The organism is Faecalibacter macacae, from assembly GCF_003687725.1.
Lineage (GTDB): Bacteria > Bacteroidota > Bacteroidia > Flavobacteriales > Weeksellaceae > Empedobacter > Empedobacter macacae.
The window spans coordinates 133,368-156,247 of the sequence record NZ_RDOJ01000002.1; the positions used below are offsets into that span (position 1 = coordinate 133,368).

The following is a 22,880-nucleotide window of genomic DNA, read 5'->3' on the forward strand; positions in this document are numbered from 1 at the left end:
TAATACTTAAATTTGAGCTAAATCCATTATTAAGAGTGATTTCCTAAAATTATTACTCGATTTTATGACTAATCTCATTAAATACCATGAATATAAAAAATACCCATAAAAGTATAATAAAAGAATATAAAGTTTCTCAGGATGTATATATCGCTCTATTAGACAATAATACAGCAGCCACTGATACGATTTTGAAAGGAATTGATAAGCGATATATACAATTTTACTTTTGTACAAAGGGTTCACTTACATTTAATTTTAATAATGGTATTTATAAAATCAATTTAACCGAAGGACGTAGTTTTCTATTTTATTATCCATCTTTAGATTTACCATTAAGTTTAAATATACATGCAGATAGTAAAGTTTGTATTGTGGTTTTATCCATTGAAAAATTATATCAACTATTTGCTGAACATGGAATTCAGGATAATTTTATATCAAATATCAACCTGAAACAGTTTTATCAAGAGAAAATTTCTACACCTCAAATTCAATTAGCTTTAAATCAAATTGAAGAAAATAATATGGCTCCTCAGTTTGAACGATTATATTTAATTGGAAAAATGTACGAGTTATTTACTTTGTATTTTTCAAGTCCTACAATAGAAGAAACGGAACAGAATCCATTTATATCAAATGTTGTGCAGGCTAAGAAAATAAAAGAAATAAGGAATATGCTGCTTGAAAACCTTACTAATCCACCATCTATCAAAGAAATCGTACAACGTTATTCTATTTCCGAATATTTATTAAAAGATGGATTTAAAAAATTGTATAACAATACAGTTTATGGATTAATCTTGGATAAAAAATTAGAAATTGCCAAAGCACGCTTAGAAGAAGGAGAACTAAAAGTTAAAGAAATAGCATTTGAACTTGGCTATGAAAATCCATCACACTTCATAGCTGCATTTAAAAAGAAATACGGAATTACACCAAAACAATTCACTAAAACATTAGAATAAAATATATAGAATTTATTCATTAAGGATATTTTAACATTTAATACTTAATTATAATATGCTTAAAGCAGTTTATAATTGGTTATTTTTGGATGCTTTAAAAATTAATTAATGAAAAAACTTTTATTCTTTTTACTACCCTTTATAGGTATTGCACAAATTCCTTCTTATTATGATGGTGTTAATTTCTCTATAAGAGAAGATATTGAATCTGAATTATCAGATTTAACAATTGCTAAACACACTACATTAATAAATTATACACCAGGCGTTTGGAATACCTTGTTGCAATCTGATTTAAATCCTGCAGATTCAACAACTGTATTATTGATTTATGGAAATAATGATACAGATAATGATCCTAAAAATGATCGTACTAGAAGTATCGATCTAAGAAATACAGGAAATTGTGGTAGTTGTATAGGTCGCTGGGAAAGAGAACATGTTTACCCACAATCATTAGCTGTTCCTAGAATGAGTACAAGTCCTCGTGGACCTGGTACGGATGCACACAATTTAAGAGCTGTAGATCGCCAAATGAATAGTTCTAGAAGTAATTATCCTTATACCGATTCTAACGGTAATGCTGCACTTGTTGGTTCTGGATTTTACCCAGGAGATGAATGGATTGGTGATGTTGCGCGTATAATTATGTACATGCACATAAGATATAATGAACCTAATGATGCTATTGGAACATTAGCTAGTGCAAATTCTGTTGCTTGGAATAGTACTAATACCGCTAATCCAAATATGCCTGATTTATTCTTAAAATGGAATGCTATGGATCCGCCTTCAGAATACGAATTGGTTCGTAACGAAGTTATCTCTGAAGTTCAAGGAAATAGAAATCCATTCATTGACAACCCATATTTAGCAACTTTGGCTTGGGGTGGAGAAGTAGCTAATAATACTTGGGGTGACTTCTTAAATACAACAAACTATGTACAAGAAGAAATTACGGTTGAAGTAACTCCTAATCCAACTTCTGATTTTGTAAATATTAATGCTAAACAATTTAAATCGGCAAACCTTTATAATATTGAAGGAATGTTAATTCAGTCAGATTTAAAAAATAAATTCAGTATTGCTCAATATCCTGCTGGGGTTTATATTTTAGTTATTCATTTAGAAGATGGAAGAATTGTAACAAAGAAAGTAATCAAAAAGTAATTTGATTATATGCTATAAAATTAAAGCTGTCAAAATTTGACAGCTTTTTTTATTGTTCTAAATTCTCTCTAATTGAAGGTTCAGGTTTAGGCTCTTTCATTCTAAATTTTCGAAACCAAAAAATTTTATCCTTACGTTTTTCTTCATAAATATTTCCTCGTTTTACAAAATGTAAACCATCTTTTTTTACTTTATAAATTGAACCCAATGCATACTTATCATCTAGAATTTCTCCATAGGCAAAAATCCTATAATTTATATTACAATTATCTACGTTATATTGATAATATGACGATAAATCAATTTTAGGATTGTATCTCTTTAAAAATATACTCTTTGTTCATTATTCAAATAACAACCTAATTTTTTATAATATAAATCTAAACCTTCTACTGAAGATTCATTTAAAACATATAATAAATCTTTGGATTGTATCACGATAAAATATTCACCATAATCTTTATACTTTTTTAATAAATTAATTTCTGAATCTATTAAAGTCATTAAAATATCTGAAGAATAAGTCGATTCTTTTATGTTTTGTTTCTGACATGAAAACAATAAAAGAATTAATGATATAAAAGTTATTATCCTGAACAAAAAATTTTAGAACAAAAAAAATGGTAAACCTAAATTTACCATTTTATACTATATAATTTCAATTGAAATATTAATTCTTAATTAATGACATAGATTCTGTTGAACCATCTACATTGAATATACGTACAATATACTTACCTTTTTTAAAGTTTTGTACGTTTAATTTAAAGTTACTTGATTGATCTACTTTTCTATTTAAAACTTCGTTTCCGATAATTGAGTAAATAGCAATATAAGATACCTTATTTGGTTGCGCTAATTTAACCGTTACTTGGCTAGTAGCAGGATTCGGATATATTGACACTGATGACTGTTCAATAACAGAATTGCTCAAACTATTTTGCTGAGCTTTAACTCCCGATATTGAAAAAGTTAATAATGTAATAAATAGTAAAGTTCTTTTCATAAGCCTGTAATCCTAACAAATATAACAAATTATATTAATTATACAAATACAAAACCCGTTCCAATAAAAAAAGTGATGCTTAAAAAAGCACCACTTTATGATATAATTAAGATATAATATCTAAATATTATAAGCTGTAACGGATAAATCCTGTAACAGATAAATCAGCGTTAACTGCTTTTACTACATCTTTAACAGAAGTTTTACCATCTTTAATAGAAGCTTGGTGAACTAATGTATTCTCTTTGAAGAATTTTTGTAATTTTCCTTGAGCGATGTTTTCGATCATGTTTTCTGGTTTACCTTCAGCAGCTAAAGTCTCACGAGCAATAGATAATTCAGTATCAATTACTGATTGAGCAACAGATGTTTCATCTAAAGCTACTGGATTCATAGCTGCAACTTGCATAGCAACGTCACGAGCAACTTCTGAAGCACCTTCTACGTTTGCAGATAAAGCAACTACAGCACCAATTTTGTTTCCTGCGTGGATGTAAGCGTTAACTAAAGCTGCTTCTAAAACTTGGTAAGTACCAACTTCAATTTTCTCACCGATAACTCCTGTTTGCTCGATTAATTTCTCACCTACAGTAATTCCAGCGTATGGTAAAGCTAATAATTCTTCTTTTGTAGAAACTGTTAATGCTAAATCAGCAATTTCGTTAGCCATAGCTACGAATGCTTCGTTTTTAGCTACGAAGTCAGTCTCACAGTTTAAAGCGATGATGATACCTTTAGTTTGGTCACCATTAACTTTAGCGATAACTGCACCTTCTGTAGAATCACGGTCAGCTCTTTTAGCCGCAACTTTTTGACCTTGCTTACGTAAGATCTCTACTGCTTTATCAAAATCTCCAGCAGCTTCTTCTAAAGCTTTTTTAGAGTCCATCATTCCCGCACCAGTTGCGTTTCTTAATTTACTTACCTCAGCGGCTGTTGCTTTGTAGCTCATAGTAATATTTTTTATTTATTATTTTTTCTTTGAATTTCAAACAAAAGTAGCTCATACATCAAAAAGACGTAGGAGCTACAATTTATATTATATCGATGAATTGATCATCAAGTTAATGTTAAGCTTCAGTTGTTTCAGCTCCTTTATCTTCTTTTGCTTTTTCTTTTTCTGCTTTACGAGTAGATAAACCAGCTTTAATAGAATCAGCTACAGTAGATAAGATGATATCGATTGATTTAGAAGCATCGTCATTTGCAGGGATTGGGAAATCCACTTGACGAGGGTCAGTATTAGTATCTACCATAGCAAATACAGGAATACCTAATTTTTGAGCTTCAGCAACCGCGATGTGCTCACGTACAATATCAACAATGAATACAGCAGAAGGTAAACGAGTCATATCAGCGATAGAACCTAAGTTTTTCTCTAATGATAATCTTTGACGATCAACTTGTAATCTTTCTTTTTTAGATAGTGTCTCAAAAGTACCGTCTTTTTTCATACGATCGATTGAGTTCATTTTTTTAACTGCTTTACGGATAGTAACAAAGTTAGTTAACATCCCACCAGGCCAACGTTCTGTAATATAAGGCATGTTGATTTCTTCAGCATGCTTAGCTACAACATCTTTTGCTTGTTTTTTAGTTGCAACGAAAAGAACTTTACGTCCAGATGCAGCAATTTTTCCTAAAGCTTCAGATGCTTCATCTAACTTCACTGCAGTTTTGTGAAGATCGATGATGTGGATTCCGTTTTTCTCCATAAAGATATAAGGAGCCATAGCCGGATTCCATTTTCTTGTTAAGTGACCAAAATGCACACCTGCATTTAATAAGTCCTTTACATTTACTTTTGCCATTTTCTTTTTTTTAGTTTACATTCCGTTATCTCAACAAGCAACAGAAAAGTGGTCGAACAGATCTCGCCTTAACTGTTTAGATGCTAAACCAACGGAAAATGGATTTTTTAATAAATTGAATAAATTAACGTTTAGAGAATTGGAATTTCTTACGTGCTTTCTTCTGACCGAATTTCTTACGTTCAACCATACGAGGATCACGAGTTAATAACCCTTCTGGTTTTAATGTTAAACGGAAATCTGCATCAATTTCACATAAAGCTCTAGAAATAGCTAAACGAATTGCTTCAGCTTGTCCTGTAATACCTCCACCAAATACTTTGATATCTACATTGTATTTATCTTTTGTACCTGTTAAGATAAAAGCTTGCTCAACTTTGTATTGTAATACTGCAGTTGGGAAGTAGTTTGCTAACTCACGTCCGTTAATGAAGATTTCTCCATTACCTTCTTGTAAATATACACGAGCTACAGAAGTCTTTCTACGACCGATTTTATGAACTATTGCCATGGAATTAATTATAAGTATTCGTTAATATCGATTTGTTTTGGTTGTTGAGCTTCGTGATTGTGCTCTGCACCTACAAATACGTGTAAATTAGTTAATAACTTGCTACCTAATTTGTTTTTTGGTAACATCCCTTTAACTGATTTTTCAATTAAACGAGCTGGATCCTTAGCAAAAACTTCTCTTGCAGTTAAAGATCTTTGACCTCCTGGGTAACCAGTGTGGCGGATGTATAATTTATCATCCCATTTACCTCCTGTTAATTGAATTTTTTCAGCATTAATAACGATTACATTATCTCCACAATCTGCGTGAGGAGTAAAGTTCGTTTTGTGCTTTCCTCTAATAAGCTTCGCAACACCTGACGCTAAACGACCTAATGATAAGTCAGATGCGTCCACAACTACCCATTCTTTCTGAGCAGTTTCTTTGTTGGCTGATGTAGTTTTGTAACTTAACGTGTCCACTATCTTGATTTTTAATATTTTATAAATTACCGACAATCCGATCGGGGTGCAAATGTACAATTTCCTTTCGAAATACAAAAGAACTATCTAAATAAACTTTAGATTTTAGACACTTTACGCCAATTACGAATTATTCGAATGCAAAATTAACCTTTTTATTTGAATAATGAAGATTAATCTTTGCTAAATGGTAAAATCTCTTGAGTTGTAGATCCTAAACCATCTATTCCATACTCAATTACATCTCCTGGTTTTAACCAAATTTGTGGTTCTTTACCCATTCCTGATCCTGCTGGAGATCCTGTCGAGATAATATCTCCTGGTAAGAATGACATAAATTGAGATAAATAAGAAATTAATTTTGGTATACGATAAATAAAATCTTTCGTATTTCCATCTTGCATTAATTCTCCATTTAATTTTAACCAAACACGTAAATTATCTACGTCTTCAATTTCTTCTTTTGTGGCAATAAAAGGACCTACAGGTGCAAAAGTATCACATCCTTTTCCTTTATCCCATGTCCCACCTCTTTCAGTTTGGAAAGCTCTTTCAGAAATATCATTAATTAAAGCATAACCATATACATAATCCATTGCTTCTTCTTCAGAAACATTGTTTGCTTTTTTACCAATAATTAAACATAATTCTGTTTCCCAGTCCATTTTTGTAGAACCATTTGGATGCATAATTCCATCTTGTGGCCCATTGAAAGATTGGTTTGCTTTGATAAACATAATAGGCTCTGGTTGTTGTTCTAAACCAGTTTCTTTTACGTGATCTTCAAAGTTTAATCCAACACAAACAATTTTACCTGGTCTTGTTAATGGTGTGCCAATACGTACATCATCAGCAACTTCAGTTAATTGAGTAGCGTTTTCTGTAATATAATTTTCTAATTGTGTTTGTTTTTCAGTATTTCCAAAGAAATCTTCATCATAAATAATTCCTGAAGCTGACACATCATACTTCTTGTCATTTATAATAACTCCTGATTTTTCCTGACCTTTCGGTCCGAATCTAAAGATTTTCATGATTTTGATAAATTTTTTCCAAGGGGCAAATATACAAACAGAAAAGGGATTCTAAATTAGAATCCCTTTTTATATGATAAATTTCAGTTTAAAATTATTTTGCAATTCCTCTCGAAATTACAATTTTCTGAATTTCTGAAGTACCTTCATAAATCTGAGTAATCTTAGCATCACGCATCATTCGTTCTACATGATATTCACGAACATATCCATTTCCACCGTGAATTTGTACGGCTTCAGTCGTTACATTCATTGCTGTTGTAGAAGCAAATAATTTTGCCATCGCTCCTGAAACAGAAATATCTTGACCTGCGTCTTTTTCAGAAGCTGCTTTGTAACATAACATACGTGCTGCTGATATATTAGTCGCCATATCTGCTAATTTAAAAGAAACTCCTTGGTGATTAATAATTTCTGTACCAAATGCCTTACGGATTTTAGCATAGTCTAATGCTAATTCGTAAGCTCCTTGTGCAATACCTAATGCTTGAGATGCAATTCCGATACGTCCACCATTTAAAACATTCATAGCGAATGCGAAACCAAATCCGTCTTCACCAATACGATTTTCTTTAGGAACTTTTACGTCATTAAAGAATAAAGAGTGTGTATCAGATCCGCGAATTCCCATTTTATTTTCTTTAGGTCCAATTTCGAATCCCTCCCATCCTTTTTCAACGATGAAAGCATTAATTCCTTTATGACCTTTTTCTGGGTGCGTATGTGCAATAACTAAATATGTTGAAGCATTACCTCCATTTGTAATCCAGTTTTTTGTACCGTTTAATAAATAGTAATCTCCCATATCTACAGCTGTAGTTTTTTGAGATGTAGCGTCAGATCCTGCATCTGGTTCAGATAAACAGAAAGCTCCTATTACTTCTCCTGTAGCTAATGGCACTAAATATTTTTCTTTTTGTTCTTCTGAACAATATTTTTCCATTCCGGCACAAACCAACGAATTGTTTACAGACATTACAACTGCGGCAGAAGCGTCTACTTTAGCAATTTCTTCCATCGCTATAACGTAAGAAACACTATCTAAACCTGAACCACCGTATTTTGGATCAACCATCATACCTAAAAATCCTAACTCACCCATTTTCTTTACAGCATCGTAAGGGAAAGTAGAAGTTTCATCACGCTCAATCACTCCTGGCAATAATTCTGTTTTAGCAAAGTCACGAGCCGCTTGTTGGATCATTACTTGCTCTTCGTTAAGTTCAAAATTCATGGTTATTAAATTTATTTCTTTATGGTTTTAAAATATAATTCTTATTCAAATTTCAATGAAAAAACAACAGCTCTTGTTTGTAACGAATTTAGTGTATTCGAATATCCAATAGTTGTTTCTTTATCTGGAACAAGTTCATTATTAAAGAAAAATAATCCTTTAACTGATGGAGTTAATTTAAATCTTTTGAAATAAATTTCGATTCCCATCTCTGCTTGCCAGCTGAAATTATGTGTATTTGTTCTAAAAACACCTAATTCGTTATCATCTTCTTTATCTTCATTCGATTGTAAATTATTAACATAAGCTACACCTCCTTGTATATAAGGTTTTGTATTAAACCACCGATCTCCTGAAAAATTCAATAGTAAAGGAATTTCTAAATATGTAGATTTCACTTCTCTTTTATGAACATCAGGATCTTGGTTAGATAATACTTCAATATTATTAAATATAAGTGTTCTTTGTGTAAAATGAATGGTTGGTTCTGTTTTAACAGCTATATAATCATTCATTTTTAATTTACCTATTAAACCAACTGAGAAACCTGGTTTACTTTCTTGGTCTAAATAGACAAGCCCATTACTATTAACCCCATCATCTTCAGTAGTACCATTCTGTAAATGATTATTTTGTGCTTTAGGAGAAACTTTATAGGACATAACATTAGTACCTAAAAAATATCCGAAAGAGAATTTTTTCTCATCTTGCTCTACACGATTCCATTCTCGCTCGGAATTAGGTCTAAATTGTGCACATACTAAAGTGGTTGTAGATAAGGCTATTGCAGTTAGTAAATTCTTTCTCATAGTTAGTGTTCAACGGATTACAAGCAATATTATTTTACACTTTTATAAATACTTGCAATTCCAAATGTAAGTTTTTTATCGATTGGTTGTGTAAAATTTACATTTTTTAAAATATTTTTCATCTCTTCTCCATGCGGAAATGCAGCAACAGAGTCTGGTAAATATGTATAAGCGCTCTGATCTTTAGAAATTAATTTCCCAATTGCAGGTAAAATATTTTTTGAATAAAAAGTATATAATTGCTTCATTGGAAAAGAAGTAGGATAAGAAAATTCTAAAATAATAAATGTCCCACCTGGCTTTAAAATTCTACGAATTTCTGATAAACCTTTTTCTAAATTCTCAAAATTACGTACACCAAAAGAAACTGTAATACAATCGAAAGAGTTATCTTCGAATGGTAAATTTTCAGAATCACCTTGGATCATTGTAACGCGATTGTTCAAACCTTCAGCTTCTACTTTTTTACGACCAACTTCTAACATACCAGCTGATAAATCTAAACCAGTAATTTGTGCGTTCGTATTTTTAGCCATCATAATAGCTAAATCTCCAGTACCAGTTGCGATATCTAAAATAGTTGCTGGTTTTGCAGATTGCACCATTTTAATTACATCTTTTCTCCATTGAATATCGATCCCTCCAGATAAAATTCTGTTTAATAAATCATATTTCGGAGAAATATTATCAAACATCTGTTCAACTTGTTTTTTCTTTGTTAAATCAGACGCTTCGTATGGAGTAACATTATCGTGTTTTGCCATTTTTAGTTTTCTAAATTGTATGTTTTATTGGTAATTTTCGAAATAAAACTGTTTAAAATCTTCTTTATTAAATATCTTAGATAAGTCTGTCTTCTTCTCTCCACTTTTCAAAAATATTCTTGGATAATCTTGATCTAAATTATAATAAAAATCTTCGATATACAATCCTTGCTCTTTCGTGATTAATCCTAAATAAGCTTTATCGTCGATTGCTATATTTCTTGACGCAAAAATTGAATCTACATTTTCTCTGTGTCCATAAGGACGTGTAAAAACGTAATAATCTTGACGAATTGGGTTAAATAATCCTGACGCTCTATGTACTTGGATTACCGTATCAACTTTTTTCCCGTTGATATCATACTTTACCGTATGTTTTCCTTTTTCTAAATCAATTCGTACAAATTGTTGTGGTGCAATTGTATAATCACTCTCATCAATTTTCAAACTAATTGTTTGATCACTTGGATTATCAATCACATAACCATCAGATTTACTTAAAACAAAATTATATACTAATACAATTACACCTAGAATTGCTAGTATCATTAAAAGACCAATTAATGACGGATTCTTTTTCATTCTGCTAAATTACGTTTACTTTGTAAAACTCAAAATGAGTTAAGGCATATTTTTATTTTCTATTTTAATGTTTTGTTTACCTTTGCTCAAATATAAGACTTGAATTCATTATTATGATAAATTCTGTAATTACTGGTTCAGGACACTATTTACCAAATCGTATCATTAAAAATTCACACTTTCATAATTATGAATTTTTTGACGAAAATGGAGAAAAAATAGAAAAACCAGGTCACGAAATAACTCAAAAATTTGAAGATATTACTGAAATTAAAGAACGTCGTTATGTAGAAGACGACTTACTTAATTCAGACATTGCAACATTTGCCGCTAAAAAAGCAATTGAAGACGCAAGAATTAATCCTGAAGAATTGGATTACATCATTGTAGGTCACAATTTTGGGGATATTGATCCGATTGGAAGACAAATTGATATTATGCCTTCAATATCTGCTAAAGTTAAACATAATTTAGGTATCCAAAACTTAAAATGTAAACCTTACGACATGACATTTGGTTGTCCAGGTTGGGTAGAAAGTTTTATTTTAGGACATCAATTCATACAAGCTAAAATTGCTAAAAAAGTTTTAGTAATAGGTTCTGATACTTTGTCTCGAGCTTCTGATCCACACGATCGTTCAGCTATGATTTTTGCAGATGGAGCTGGAGCTGTAGTTTTAGAAGCAAAAGAAGATGAGCATAAGTATGGCGTACTTACCCATGCTACTTTAAGTTATACTGGTGATGAAATGACATACTTAGTTAACGGTAAATCATTAAATCCTGATTACGAAGGATCAATCAAAAATATTAATATGAAAGGTCGTAAAGTATACGAATTCGTATTAAAAAATGTACCACCAGCAATTAAAGAATTATTAGACGAAGCCAATTTGGATATTGATGAGATTGATAAAATCTTGTTGCACCAAGCTAATGCAAAAATGGATCATGCAATGATTCAGCGTCTATATAAATTATACGGAAAAAAAGCTCCTGAAAATGTAGATCCAATGACTGTTCAGTTTTTAGGAAATACATCTGTAGCAACCGTTCCTACAATGTTCGATTTGATTGCAAAAGGACAATTACAACCTCATCATTTTAACGCAAATGATAAAATCATCATGGCTTCTGTTGGAGCAACGATGAATATCAATGCGGTAATTTACCAATTCGAAAAATAAAATAGATTTGAATTCTTTCGGAAGATTATTTAAAATTTCAACATTTGGCGAAAGCCACGGAATTGCTATAGGCGGTGTAATTGATGGAGTACCAAGCGGAATTGAATTGGATTTTGAGTGGATACAACAACAATTAGACCGTAGAAAACCTGGACAGTCGTCAATTGTAACACAACGCAAAGAACCAGATACCGTACAATTTTTATCTGGTATTATGGATGGTTTTACAACAGGAGCTTCTATTGGTTTTATTATTCCAAACGACAATCAAAAATCTCACGATTACGATCATATAAAAGGTGTTTACCGTCCTTCACATGCTGATTACACCTATTCTAAAAAATACGGTGTTCGTGATCATCGTGGTGGTGGACGTACTTCAGCGCGCGAAACTGCCAATTGGGTAGTTGGTGGAGCAGTTGCAAAACATTTTATCCCAGAAATAAAAATCACTGCTTATGTAAGTGGTGTTGGAGAAATTAAATTAGATAATGATTATTCTATGTACGATTTCTCTAAAATTGAAGAAACTGCTGTTCGTTGTCCTGATTTGGGAATTGCCGAACAAATGATTGAAAAAATTAAGCAAATTCGTAAAGAAGGAGATACAATTGGTGGTGAAGTAACTTGTGTTATTCAAAACGTTCCTGTTGGATTAGGCGAACCTATTTTTGATAAATTACATGCTCGTTTAGGACAAGCAATGTTATCAATCAATGCGGTTAAAGGTTTTGAATACGGTGAAGGTTTTGCTTCTACCGCAATGAAAGGATCTGAAATGAATGATCAATTCAATCCAGATGGAACAACAAAAACAAATCACTCTGGAGGTATCCAAGGTGGAGTTTCAAACGGAATGGATATTTATTTTAAAGTCGCTTTTAAACCGGTTGCTACTTTAATGCAAGAGCAAACTACATTAAATAGTGAAGGTGAAATGGTAGAAATGCACGGAAAAGGTCGTCACGATCCTTGTGTAGTTCCAAGAGCCGTTCCTATCGTGGAAGCTTTAGCTGCAATGACACTTGCAGATATGGTTTTAATTCAAAGAACAAGAAATATTTAAAATAGAAAAATCCTGACCGAAAAGTCAGGATTTTTTGATTATAAAAATATCTTTTTAAAATCTTTTCGATAAGTTTCTCCAATTGGTAAAAGTTGATCAGAAATATAAACTGAATTTCCATCCACAGCATTTATACAATCGGTATTAATTGTATATGAACGGTGAATTCGTTGAAAATTTTGAGGTAATTTTTCTTCAAAGCTTTTCATTGTTTCAAGCACCAAAATTTTAAATGTTTTTGTATAAATTTTTAAATAATCTTTTAAACCTTCAATATATAAAATATCATCAAAAAATAATTTAACCTGCCTTCCATCCGACTTCACAAAAATATAATTCGATTCAATTGATTTCTTTATCGAAAACAACTCCATAAATTTTATGACAGATTGATCAAATTTTTCTTTCGAGATTGGTTTCAATAAATAATCAATAACATTATAATTAAAACTTTCTAAAGCATAATCTGGATAAGCTGTTGTTAATATAAATTTTTGAGTTTGATCTAACACTTTCATTAACTGAATTCCGGTTAAATCTGGCATTTGAATATCTGTAAAAATCAAATCAACTTTTGTTGATTTTAAAAAATTAATTGCTTCAAAAACTTCTGTTGTCGAAAAAACTAAATCCAAATATTGATTTTCTCTCGCATAGTTTTCCAATAGTTCAACTGCTAATGGCTCGTCATCTATAATGATACATTTTAATTTATTCATACAAGGGAAATTTTAAATTCACTTCAAAAAAATCGTCATCATTATTAATAATAAATTGATAATCATTCTTAAAATAATACGTTAATCGCTTTTTTAAATTATCTAATCCAATTCCGGTTAAGGTATCTTTTTGATACGAATTAATTTTATTTTTTACTCGAATATCTATTTGATTATTATTCTGATTTATTTCAATAATAATTGGAAAATCTTGATCTTTAACAACTCCATGTTTCAACGCATTTTCGATTAAAGGTGAAATTAAAAATGGATATATCAATTGATTTTCATTATCTATTTTTACTAATTTTTCAATAAAAAACTTCTCTCCAAATCTTATTTTTTCTAGCGCTAAATATTGCTCAATATATTCTATTTCTTTTCTAATTTCAATCTTAGTTTTATTGGTTTCATATGTTGTAAATCTCATGATCGAACCTAAATTCTCTATCGATTTTAAAGCTAAATCTGGTTTAAAATTCACTAAACTATAAATATTATTAAGCGTATTAAATAAAAAATGAGGATTGATTTGAGCCTTTAAAAAATTAATTTCTGCATCCTTTTTTTCTTTTTCTATGATTCGATTAGCTTCTATTGTTTGAATTAAATGAATGACAATCCATAAAAACAACGACGAGAAAACGATAAAACTTGCAAAATGAAAATTATCTATTACGTAATATAAAAAAGGCGTTGAATCGTAATAATTAACTGAATTAAAGAAAATATTTGTAAGTATTTGTTCTATTAAATAACGTACTAAAATGAAAAATGTAAACGATAAAGAAACCGTAATAAAGATATTTTTCCAGGTAATATGTTTGAGAAATTTAGGAACTAAAACAAAATAATTAAATAAAATCGTTAGTAGCTGAACGATATACATTGTATACACAAACAATGAAAAAGTAGCAAAAAAAGATTTCTTATTACTTAAATTTAATAATCCATTACTTATAAAATCAATCAAAAAATAAACCAACCAAAAGGCTATAATTATTAGAATTCCATTTCTTTTGGATAATGAATAATTTTTCATTTTAATGTTTTTTGTAAAATTAAAAGCATTTGTAATCTTTCGTTTACTGATTCGTCGATTATTTAAACCTTTGCGTCGATTAAAATCCTTACAAAATTAATCTTGGCTGAACTTTGATTAAAATTATAACAATGAAAACAATTTTAATCACATTTTTTACTTTTATAAGTTTAATCGGTTTTGGACAAACAAAATATAATTTCCAAACAAAATTTGACGATGCTATACCTGTTCTAAATATCGGAACATTTCATATGGGATATACTTCGGATGCTAATAAAACTGAATTTGATGAACATAATTCTGAAAATATCAAGCAAGTACATGCTTTAGCAAAACAAATTGCTGCATTTAAACCTACAATTATTTTAGTGGAACGTGAACCTTATTACAATAAAAAGTTAGCCACGCAATATCAAAACTACTTAAATAATCCTAAAATTAAATTTGATAATCCTTCTGAAATAGAATTATTAGCTTTTGAAGTTGGTAGATTAAGTGGTACGAAACAAATTTACGGAATCGATTATCAGCAAGAATATTTTTACCAAATGCCTGCTGTTTTAAAACAGCAACAAGATTCGATTACTTACAATAAATATTTTGAATTATTTAATCAGAATCAAAAAGTCAATCAAATTAATGAGGATAAAATGACGGTAAAAGAAATGCTTTATTTTAACAATCAGCCAGAATATTTAGACGCTTTAATCAATATAAATGCCGATTTATTAACAACAGTTTCTGTAAATGGATATCCTTTAGGTACAGAACAAGCTTCGAAATACTATAATAGAAATTTGATGATGTTTGCGAATATGAATAATGTTCCTATTTCTAAAGATGATCGAGTATTTATAATAATGGGCGCTTCTCACACCGCATTTTTTAAAGACTTTTTAAGACGTTCGCCAAAATTTAAAGAAGTAAATTCCTTAGAATATTTAAAATTAAAAAATCCTGACCGAAAAGTCAGGATTTTTTTATTTTATATTTTAATTTACCAACCTTCAAAATAACTAATAAAGAATTCAATAACCTTTCCTTCTTTTAATGTTAAAATCAATTGAGTTCTTGCATCATCATCATTTATAGAAAACATACGAGTAGTTTTATCTCTAGTTCCATCTTCGTTCCAAGAATTATAAATAGATATACTATTGTTTTTATAAAGATTCAATACCTCATCAAAAGTACTTCCGATTGAAATACCTGATAAAGTTTTTAGAGTTTTATCTCGAGATCTAATTGAATTAATTACAAAATCATTTAACTCATTTCCACTATCATCATAAGCTTTAAAGAAAAAAACTTCATAAACAATTCCTTTATACACAAAATTAGATGCTTCTGTAGGATAACCTCCATTTAATTTTAATTGTATGGATTTTCCAACAACTTTTTCTACCTCTGATTTTTTCATTCCTAAACGAAATTCATTAATACGTGTTGTAGAAACTTGTGCAAAAATTAATGTTGAAAACAATAGTGCGAAAAGATTGATTATATTTTTCATAGTAATTTGATTTTAACATTTTATACATCAAAATGTAAACCAATCATTTAATTTTGTTTCACAAAATCTATATTACGTAATAATCCAACGTATTTTGTTCGTTTAACGGGCGATTTTTTAAAAATTTCTCGGAAAACATCTTCTGTAATTTCTTCCCAATCATTTTTTGAAAACTGATTAATGCTTTCATGACCAATAAAACGTTCCTGCTTTGTTGGCAATGAAAAACGATTCCAAGGACAAACTTCTTGGCAAATATCACAACCAAAAATCCAATCATCAAATTTCCCCTTCATTTCGGACGGAATCTGATCTTTCAATTCGATTGTAAAATAAGAAATACATTTACTTCCATTCACTACTAGATTTGGTAAAATAGCCTCTGTTGGGCATGCATCAATACATTTAGTACATTTTCCGCAATGGTCAGTTTCCATTGGGTTATCGTACATTAAATCTAAATCAAGAATTAATTCAGCTAAAAAGAAAAATGATCCTTTTTGTTTAGATAATGTCAACGAGTTTTTTCCAACCCAACCAATTCCTGCTTTTGTAGCCCAGGCATGTTCCATAATCGGAGCTGAATCAGTAAAAGCACGGCCAACGACCTCTCCTATCTCATCTTGAATAAAATCTAAAAGTTCTCTCACTTTTTCTTTTACCACAAAATGATAATCTTCGCCTTGTGCATACATTGCAACTTTGTAAGAATCTAGATTTCGATTTAAATCTTGGTAATAATTGTACGCTAAAGAAATTACCGATTTTGCACCTTCAACCAACAAACGAGGATCTAATCGCATATCAAAATGGTTCGCCATGTAATTCATTTCACCTTGGTAATTATTTTTTAACCAAGATTCTAAGCGAGGCGCTTCTTCTTCTAAAAAATCAGCTTTGGCAATTCCACAAGAAATAAAACCCAACGCTTCGGCTTTTGCTTTAATGCGTTGGGTTCTTTCTATTTTGATATGTTCTTCTGTTGGAAGATGCATTTTTTTTATTAATTTGAATTTTTGAGTTTTATTTTCCGACTAATACAATAATATAAAAGGAAAATTCTTCGATAAGTTCAGAATAACAACATTTTAGTCATGTTGAATTCGTTTCAACAGCTCATCATTAGTACAAACTTGATGAGATTCTGAAATAAATTCAAAATGACAGTTAACTTAGAACTTAGAACTTAGAACTTAGAACTTAGAACTTAGAACTTAGAACTTAGAACAAATTTACAAATCAAAAATATCCGTTTGCATTGGATTTTGACCTCGATAATTTATTCCTAAATGTTTATATGCTTTTTCTGTTGCTACTCGACCACGAGAAGTACGCATTAAATAACCTTCTTGAATTAAATAAGGTTCATACACTTCTTCTAATGTTCCTCCATTCTCTCCAACTGCAGTTGCTAAAGTCGTAATACCTACCGGACCACCTTTAAATTTCTCGATAATAGTAGATAAAATTCGATTATCCATTTCATCTAGTCCGTTATCGTCAACTTTTAAAGCCTTTAAGCTAAAATCTGCAATATCCTTGGTGATTATTCCATTCCCTTTAATCTGTGCAAAATCTCGTGTACGACGTAATAATGCATTTGCAATACGTGGCGTACCACGGCTACGACCTGCAATTTCTATCGCTGCTTCAAAATCAATAGGTGCTCCTAAAATACCTGAAGAACGCTCAACAATTGAACTTAAAAGTTCAACATTATAATATTCAAAACGGAAATTAATTCCGAAACGAGCTCTTAAAGGCGCAGTTAATAATCCTGATCGAGTTGTGGCTCCAATTAAAGTAAAAGGATTTAAACCAATCTGAATTGAACGCGCATTTGGCCCTGAATCAATCATAATATCAATTTTAAAATCCTCCATTGCCGAATATAAATACTCTTCAATAACAGGTGACATACGGTGAATCTCGTCAATAAAAAGCACGTCATTTTCCTCTAAGTTAGTTAATAGACCTGCCAAATCACTTGGCTTATCTAAAACTGGACCCGAAGTAATTTTAATTCCAACACCCAATTCGTTGGCTATAATATTTGCTAAAGTTGTTTTTCCTAAACCTGGAGGTCCATGTAATAACACATGATCCAGTGCTTCACCACGTAATTTAGATGCTTTTACAAAAACTTCTAAATTTTCTAAAATATGTCCTTGTCCTGCAAAATCATCAAAACTTTGGGGACGAACGGTATTTTCGTGGTTTAAATCATCATCAGGATAAAATTCTTTATCTGGATTTAATAAATCAGACATAAATAATGATATAAATTATAATGATAACCTTTTTCGATAGAATTTAATTATTCCTTCGTAATTTTACATCTACAAAGAACGCAATATTTTTTTAGATAAAAATAAATTATGAGTAAAGGAATATTATTAGTGAACCTTGGTTCGCCAGATTCTACTAATGTTGAAGATGTAAGAACGTATTTACGAGAATTTTTAATGGACGGTAAAGTAATTGACTCTCCATGGCTTATTCGTAAAATGATCGTCGAGCTTTTTATCTTACCTAAAAGACCAATTAAATCGGCAGAAGCTTACAAGAAAATTTGGACTGATGAAGGTTCTCCTTTAATTGTTTATTCAAAAATCTTACAACAAAAAGTTCAGGAACAAATGGATATTCCAGTTGGGTTGGCTATGAGATACAAAAATCCATCAATCGAATTTGGAATGCAACAATTATACGACCAAGGTGTTCGTGATATATTAGTTGTTCCATTATACCCACAATACACTATGTCTACAACAGAAACTGTTGCAGATAAGGTATTAGAAGTTCAGAAAAATAAATTTAGTGATGTAAATATTCAATTTATTAAAGCATTTTACAATCATCCAGATTATATCAAAGTTTTAGGAGATTCTATCAAAGAAAATTTACCTGAAGGATACGATAAATTATTATTTTCTTACCACGGAATTCCTGAACGTCACGACAAAAAAGCATTAAAAGCGGCAACTAAAAGTGGATTACCTATTGAAACTTACCGTAACCAATGTATCGAGACTTCTCGTTTAGTTGCTGAATATTTACAATTACCAGAAGACAAATATTACACATCTTTTCAATCTCGTTTAGGAAGAGATCCTTGGATTCGTCCTTACACTGATGAAACTTTAGAATTATTCCCTAAACACAATGGTGTTAAAAATCTAGCAGTTTGTACACCAGCCTTTGTAGCTGACTGTTTAGAAACATTAGAAGAAATTTCTATGGAAGGAAAAGAAGAATTCTTAGAAGCTGGAGGAGAAAAATTCACTTACATTCCTTGCATTAATGATCGCCAAGATTGGATTAACACTTTAGTTAAATGGTTCAAAGGATGGCAAAATAATTAAGTGTTTAAAAGCCATAAGTAAAAATATTAGATATCTTTGTTTGAAATTATTCCGATTTTAAACAAAGATATTTTTTTTGAATGAGATTCTTAATTTCAATACTATTCATCTTCATATCAGTCTTTACTTCTGCTCAATTTTTAGATACAAATGGTAATCTAATTATTGACGGTAGAAAGTTCCTAAAATCGAAAGTTGATACTACTGGAAGAAAATCTGGTTGGGAAATCTACGGAACAAATACTTTAACAGTCAATCAAAATACTTTTTCTAATTGGATCGCTGGAGGTGAAAATTCGGTTTCGTTTATTGCTAAAGTTGATTACGAATTAAATTATCGTAAAAAAAGAAATTTATGGGACAATCGTATCATTATGGAATATGGTTTTCTTGATAATAAAACGAACGGAACACGAAAAACTACAGATAATATTAACATCACTTCATCGTATGGATATTTATGGAAAAAAAGTTGGTATTTAACCTCATCAGTTAATTTACGCTCACAATTTGCACCAGGATATGATTTCGGAACAACACCAAAGACGAAGAAATCAAACCTATTTGCTCCTGCGTATTTAACAGTCGGAGTCGGGGCAAATTATAATCCAACTGCAGATTTGTCTTTAAGTATTCATCCTATCACATCTAGAACAACTATGGTTTTAGATAAAGATTTACAGAAAAAAGGAAATTATGGTCTTCGTGAAGATGGAGATGCACTTTATTTTGAAATTGGTGCATACATAGGCGCAAGATATAAGTTTAAAGTTTTTGAAAATGTTACCTACGATAATAATATTGGATTATTTTCTAACTACTCGCACAAGCCTTTAAATATTGATTTAGTTTATTCTGGTGTTTTAAACATGAAAATTAATAACTTTATGTCTACGCAACTTACTCTAAATCTTGCTTATGACGAAGATCAAATTAAAAAAACTCAGTTTAAGCAAACATTAGGAATAGGTTTAACCTATAAATTTGATAGCACAAAAAAGAACGAAAAGAAAAAAAATAACAGAAAAGATATCATACAACCTTTTTCAGTATTTGAAAAATCGCCACTTCAAATCATATATAAACCAATCGATATGAAACATTTTCAAAAAGTATTTGAAAAAGACGAAGTAGACGAAACATCAATTTACCTAAAATCTGAAACTATATTAGACGAACTATAAATCAACCCTATCTATGAAAAAAATATTATTAACCTTATCGTTTGTATCTACTTCTCTACTTTTTGGCCAAACGGTAAAAGACGGAAAAGTATCTACAGACAGCCAACGTTATTTAAAAGATAACAAATTTGATGGTCGTACCGAAGGGTGGTTCATTTCAGGAAATAATTCACTTTTATTTTCTCAAAGTGCTTTTTCTAATTGGATGGCTGGTGGAGTAAACGCTATAGCCTTAAACGGAAATGTAGATTACGAATTCAATTTAACCAACGGAAAAAATATTTGGGACAATCGTATCATTTTAGGATATGGCGTACAATCAAACCAAGGAGAAGAAACTCGCAAAAATAATGATATCATCGACTTAACATCATCTTACGGATACAATTTTAAAAAGAACTGGTACTTAGCTGCTGCGATGAATTTCAAGACACAATTTACTTCTGGTTATGATTACAGTTTAGATCCCAAAAAGAAAATATCAAACTTTATGGCGCCAGGATATTTAAGTTTTGGATTAGGGGTCGATTACAAACCAAGCGACAATTTTCAGGTAAACATCCATCCTATTACTGCTCGTGTAACATTTGTTTTAGATGATGAATTACAATACAAAGGTAATTATGGTTTAAAAAATGACGGAGATAGTACTTTTTTCGAATTAGGTGCATATTTAGGTGCGAGATATAAATTCCAGATTATGGAAGGTATTACTTACGATAATCGATTAGGTATTTTTGCTAATTATTTAGATAAACCTCAGAATATGGATATAGCATATTGGGGACAATTAGATTTTAAAGTAAATAAATTTATATCTGCACAAGTTGCTGTGAATTTATTATACGACGAAAATCAAATTATGAAAACTCAGGTTAAGCAAACTTTAGGAATCGGATTTACGTATAAATTTGATAACAAACCAAAAGAAGAAGTTAAACAAGAAGCTTCCGCTTTTAATAGGATTGATGAAGAAATAAATAATGATTCAATAAACACGACAGAAATTGTATCGAACTACGAATTAAAAAAAGATCCAATATTAACTCAAACTATTTTAGTTTCACAATAATCTCACAACCTGCTTTTATAAGCAGGTTTTTTATTTGTATTTTTAACCTATAAACGCAAAACAAACACAAATGAAAATCATTGGACCTTTCCGACAATTACTTACATTAGCTAATCTACCATTAAAAGGAGCTTTAAAAGACGAACAATTAGAAATTATAGCTGAAGGTGGAATATTGATTGAAAATGATTCAATTCTTGAAATTGATACTTTCGAAAACTTAAAATCAAACTATTCTGATGCTGAAATACAATTCATAGAAACCGATCAAGTTGTACTTCCTGGATTTGTAGATTCGCATACACATATTTGTTTTGGGGGAAATAGAGCCAAAGACTTCGGAATGCGTTTAAACGGAAAAACTTATCTAGAAATTGCAGAAAGCGGTGGAGGAATTTGGTCTACCGTAACACAAACAAGAGCTAAAACCGCAGACGAATTAAAAGATATTACATTAGATAGAGCTGAAATTTTAGCAAAAAAAGGAACTACGACTGCCGAAGTAAAAAGTGGTTATGCACTTTCTGTTGATGGTGAAATTACAATGTTAGAAGGAATTAATCTGGCAAACCAAGAATGCGAAATTGATTTGATTCCGACTTTTCTTGGTGCTCATATGAAAGCCAAAGATTTTGAAGGATCCAATCAAGAATATTTAGAGGTTTTGGTAAATGAAGTTTTTCCAATCATTAAAGAAAAAGAATTAACAAACAGAGTAGATATTTTCGTAGAACAATCTGCATTTTCAGTCGAAGAAGGTGATTATTTTTTAAATGAAGCAAAAAAACAAGGTTTTGAAATCACTGTTCATGCCGATCAGTTTACTCCTGGAGGAAGTAAATTAGCAATAAAATACAATGCATTAAGTGCCGATCATTTAGAATTTTCTGGTGAAAAAGAAATACATGAATTAGCATTTTCAGATGTTGTGGCGACTGTTTTACCAGGCGCATCAATCGGATTAGGTATGCAGTATTCTCCAGCCCGTAAACTTTTAGATGCAGGTTGTTGCGTCTCTATCGCTTCAGATTGGAATCCTGGTTCGGCACCAATGGGCGATTTACTAACACAAGCTTCAATTTTAGCCACATTCGAAAAATTATCGATGGCAGAAGTTTTAGCCGCTGTTACTTTTAGAGCTGCAAAAGCTTTAAATCTTTCAGATCGTGGAATTTTAACAAAAGGTAAAAAAGCTGATTTTATTAGCTTCCCTACCTCATCATTTCAAAATATCATCTATTACCAAGGACAAATGCAACCGTGTAATGTGTGGAAAAATGGAAATTTAATTCATTCAATATAAATTATCAAAGACCTTTCGAGGTCTTTTTTTATTACCTATTATTTAACTCTAATTAAGACGTAAGATAAATCAG

Annotated in this window: 25 protein-coding genes; 9 read left to right on the plus strand and 16 right to left on the minus strand. The window is 30.7% G+C overall.

Features of this window, described 5'->3' with window-relative positions; genetic code table 11:
• Positions 1–86 precede the first annotated feature (86 nt).
• Together EAH69_RS01945 and EAH69_RS01950 are read left to right on the plus strand one after the other, a co-directional pair.
• The gene (locus tag EAH69_RS01945) at positions 87–968 is read left to right on the plus strand and encodes a helix-turn-helix transcriptional regulator (protein WP_121933512.1); all 882 of its coding nucleotides are present in this window, start codon (positions 87–89) and stop codon (positions 966–968) included.
• Between the two features lie 108 nt (positions 969–1,076).
• Entirely contained in the window at positions 1,077–2,138 is a 1,062-nt protein-coding gene (locus EAH69_RS01950; protein ID WP_121933513.1) for an endonuclease, read from the plus strand.
• 321 nt (positions 2,139–2,459) lie between these two features.
• On the opposite strand, the gene EAH69_RS01955 is transcribed toward EAH69_RS01950, so the two are convergent.
• The 11 genes from EAH69_RS01955 to EAH69_RS02005 all read right to left on the minus strand — a co-directional run bounded on the left by EAH69_RS01955 (position 2,460) and on the right by EAH69_RS02005 (position 10,353).
• Positions 2,460–2,642, minus strand: coding sequence for a hypothetical protein (locus EAH69_RS01955; protein WP_147439066.1), 183 nt, complete (start codon positions 2,640–2,642; stop codon positions 2,460–2,462).
• A gap of 166 nt (positions 2,643–2,808) precedes the next feature.
• Positions 2,809–3,042 (minus strand): T9SS type A sorting domain-containing protein, encoded by a 234-nt coding sequence (locus EAH69_RS01960; protein ID WP_230466664.1) that lies wholly within the window; start codon positions 3,040–3,042, stop codon positions 2,809–2,811.
• 229 nt (positions 3,043–3,271) lie between these two features.
• Complete coding sequence (gene tsf / locus EAH69_RS01965) at positions 3,272–4,096, minus strand: translation elongation factor Ts (RefSeq protein WP_121933516.1); 825 nt, start codon at positions 4,094–4,096, stop codon at positions 3,272–3,274.
• A 118-nt stretch (positions 4,097–4,214) separates the two neighbouring features.
• Positions 4,215–4,955 carry a 30S ribosomal protein S2 gene (gene rpsB / locus EAH69_RS01970; protein ID WP_121933517.1) on the minus strand — a complete coding sequence of 247 codons (741 nt, stop codon included), beginning with the start codon at positions 4,953–4,955 and terminating at the stop codon, positions 4,215–4,217.
• Between the two features lie 124 nt (positions 4,956–5,079).
• The gene (rpsI, locus tag EAH69_RS01975; RefSeq protein WP_121933518.1) at positions 5,080–5,466 is read right to left on the minus strand and encodes a 30S ribosomal protein S9; all 387 of its coding nucleotides are present in this window, start codon (positions 5,464–5,466) and stop codon (positions 5,080–5,082) included.
• An 8-nt stretch (positions 5,467–5,474) separates the two neighbouring features.
• Positions 5,475–5,930 (minus strand): 50S ribosomal protein L13, encoded by a 456-nt coding sequence (gene rplM / locus EAH69_RS01980; RefSeq protein ID WP_121933622.1) that lies wholly within the window; start codon positions 5,928–5,930, stop codon positions 5,475–5,477.
• A 173-nt stretch (positions 5,931–6,103) separates the two neighbouring features.
• Entirely contained in the window at positions 6,104–6,964 is an 861-nt protein-coding gene (locus tag EAH69_RS01985; protein WP_121933519.1) for a fumarylacetoacetate hydrolase family protein, read from the minus strand.
• Positions 6,965–7,058: 94 nt separating this feature from the next.
• Complete coding sequence (locus tag EAH69_RS01990) at positions 7,059–8,198, minus strand: acyl-CoA dehydrogenase (RefSeq protein ID WP_121933520.1); 1,140 nt, start codon at positions 8,196–8,198, stop codon at positions 7,059–7,061.
• A 41-nt stretch (positions 8,199–8,239) separates the two neighbouring features.
• Positions 8,240–9,007, minus strand: a complete 768-nt coding sequence (porT, locus tag EAH69_RS01995) for a type IX secretion/gliding motility protein PorT/SprT (RefSeq protein ID WP_121933521.1) — start codon at positions 9,005–9,007, stop codon at positions 8,240–8,242.
• 29 nt (positions 9,008–9,036) lie between these two features.
• Positions 9,037–9,771, minus strand: coding sequence for a bifunctional demethylmenaquinone methyltransferase/2-methoxy-6-polyprenyl-1,4-benzoquinol methylase UbiE (ubiE, locus tag EAH69_RS02000; RefSeq protein ID WP_121933522.1), 735 nt, complete (start codon positions 9,769–9,771; stop codon positions 9,037–9,039).
• A gap of 24 nt (positions 9,772–9,795) precedes the next feature.
• Complete coding sequence (locus tag EAH69_RS02005) at positions 9,796–10,353, minus strand: hypothetical protein (protein ID WP_121933523.1); 558 nt, start codon at positions 10,351–10,353, stop codon at positions 9,796–9,798.
• Positions 10,354–10,466: 113 nt separating this feature from the next.
• On the opposite strand from EAH69_RS02005, the gene EAH69_RS02010 reads away from it, so the two are divergent.
• Positions 10,467–11,540: a 3-oxoacyl-ACP synthase III family protein gene (locus tag EAH69_RS02010; RefSeq protein WP_121933524.1), complete on the plus strand. Its 1,074-nt coding sequence runs from the start codon at positions 10,467–10,469 to the stop codon at positions 11,538–11,540.
• 7 nt (positions 11,541–11,547) lie between these two features.
• Positions 11,548–12,606, plus strand: coding sequence for a chorismate synthase (gene aroC, locus EAH69_RS02015; protein ID WP_394338557.1), 1,059 nt, complete (start codon positions 11,548–11,550; stop codon positions 12,604–12,606).
• Between the two features lie 38 nt (positions 12,607–12,644).
• On the opposite strand, the gene EAH69_RS02020 is transcribed toward aroC, so the two are convergent.
• A complete protein-coding gene (locus EAH69_RS02020; protein WP_121933526.1) occupies positions 12,645–13,325 on the minus strand; it encodes a LytR/AlgR family response regulator transcription factor in 681 nt (226 codons plus the stop codon).
• Positions 13,318–14,367, minus strand: a complete 1,050-nt coding sequence (locus EAH69_RS02025; protein WP_121933527.1) for a sensor histidine kinase — start codon at positions 14,365–14,367, stop codon at positions 13,318–13,320. The genes EAH69_RS02020 and EAH69_RS02025 overlap by 8 nt, the downstream gene beginning before the upstream one ends.
• Before the next feature lie 131 nt (positions 14,368–14,498).
• Between EAH69_RS02025 and EAH69_RS02030 the strand changes: the two genes are divergently transcribed.
• Positions 14,499–15,386 carry a DUF5694 domain-containing protein gene (locus EAH69_RS02030; RefSeq protein WP_230466665.1) on the plus strand — a complete coding sequence of 296 codons (888 nt, stop codon included), beginning with the start codon at positions 14,499–14,501 and terminating at the stop codon, positions 15,384–15,386.
• Here the strand turns inward: EAH69_RS02030 and EAH69_RS02035 are convergent.
• From EAH69_RS02035 to ruvB, 3 genes are all read right to left on the minus strand, one after another.
• Positions 15,368–15,883, minus strand: a complete 516-nt coding sequence (locus EAH69_RS02035) for a hypothetical protein (protein ID WP_121933528.1) — start codon at positions 15,881–15,883, stop codon at positions 15,368–15,370. The two genes, EAH69_RS02030 and EAH69_RS02035, sit on opposite strands and share 19 nt — an antisense overlap.
• Before the next feature lie 47 nt (positions 15,884–15,930).
• Complete coding sequence (gene queG / locus EAH69_RS02040; RefSeq protein ID WP_121933529.1) at positions 15,931–16,878, minus strand: tRNA epoxyqueuosine(34) reductase QueG; 948 nt, start codon at positions 16,876–16,878, stop codon at positions 15,931–15,933.
• A 237-nt stretch (positions 16,879–17,115) separates the two neighbouring features.
• Positions 17,116–18,153, minus strand: a complete 1,038-nt coding sequence (gene ruvB, locus EAH69_RS02045; RefSeq protein ID WP_121933530.1) for a Holliday junction branch migration DNA helicase RuvB — start codon at positions 18,151–18,153, stop codon at positions 17,116–17,118.
• 108 nt (positions 18,154–18,261) lie between these two features.
• Here ruvB and hemH point away from each other — a divergent pair, with 108 nt between their 5' ends.
• The 4 genes from hemH (at position 18,262) to hutI (ending at position 22,807) form a co-directional block, all read left to right on the plus strand.
• Positions 18,262–19,248 carry a ferrochelatase gene (hemH, locus tag EAH69_RS02050; protein WP_121933531.1) on the plus strand — a complete coding sequence of 329 codons (987 nt, stop codon included), beginning with the start codon at positions 18,262–18,264 and terminating at the stop codon, positions 19,246–19,248.
• 80 nt (positions 19,249–19,328) lie between these two features.
• A complete protein-coding gene (locus EAH69_RS02055; RefSeq protein WP_121933532.1) occupies positions 19,329–20,432 on the plus strand; it encodes a DUF3078 domain-containing protein in 1,104 nt (367 codons plus the stop codon).
• Between the two features lie 13 nt (positions 20,433–20,445).
• The gene (locus EAH69_RS02060) at positions 20,446–21,504 is read left to right on the plus strand and encodes a DUF3078 domain-containing protein (RefSeq protein ID WP_121933533.1); all 1,059 of its coding nucleotides are present in this window, start codon (positions 20,446–20,448) and stop codon (positions 21,502–21,504) included.
• A 70-nt stretch (positions 21,505–21,574) separates the two neighbouring features.
• Positions 21,575–22,807 carry an imidazolonepropionase gene (hutI, locus tag EAH69_RS02065; protein ID WP_121933534.1) on the plus strand — a complete coding sequence of 411 codons (1,233 nt, stop codon included), beginning with the start codon at positions 21,575–21,577 and terminating at the stop codon, positions 22,805–22,807.
• Positions 22,808–22,880 lie beyond the last annotated feature (73 nt).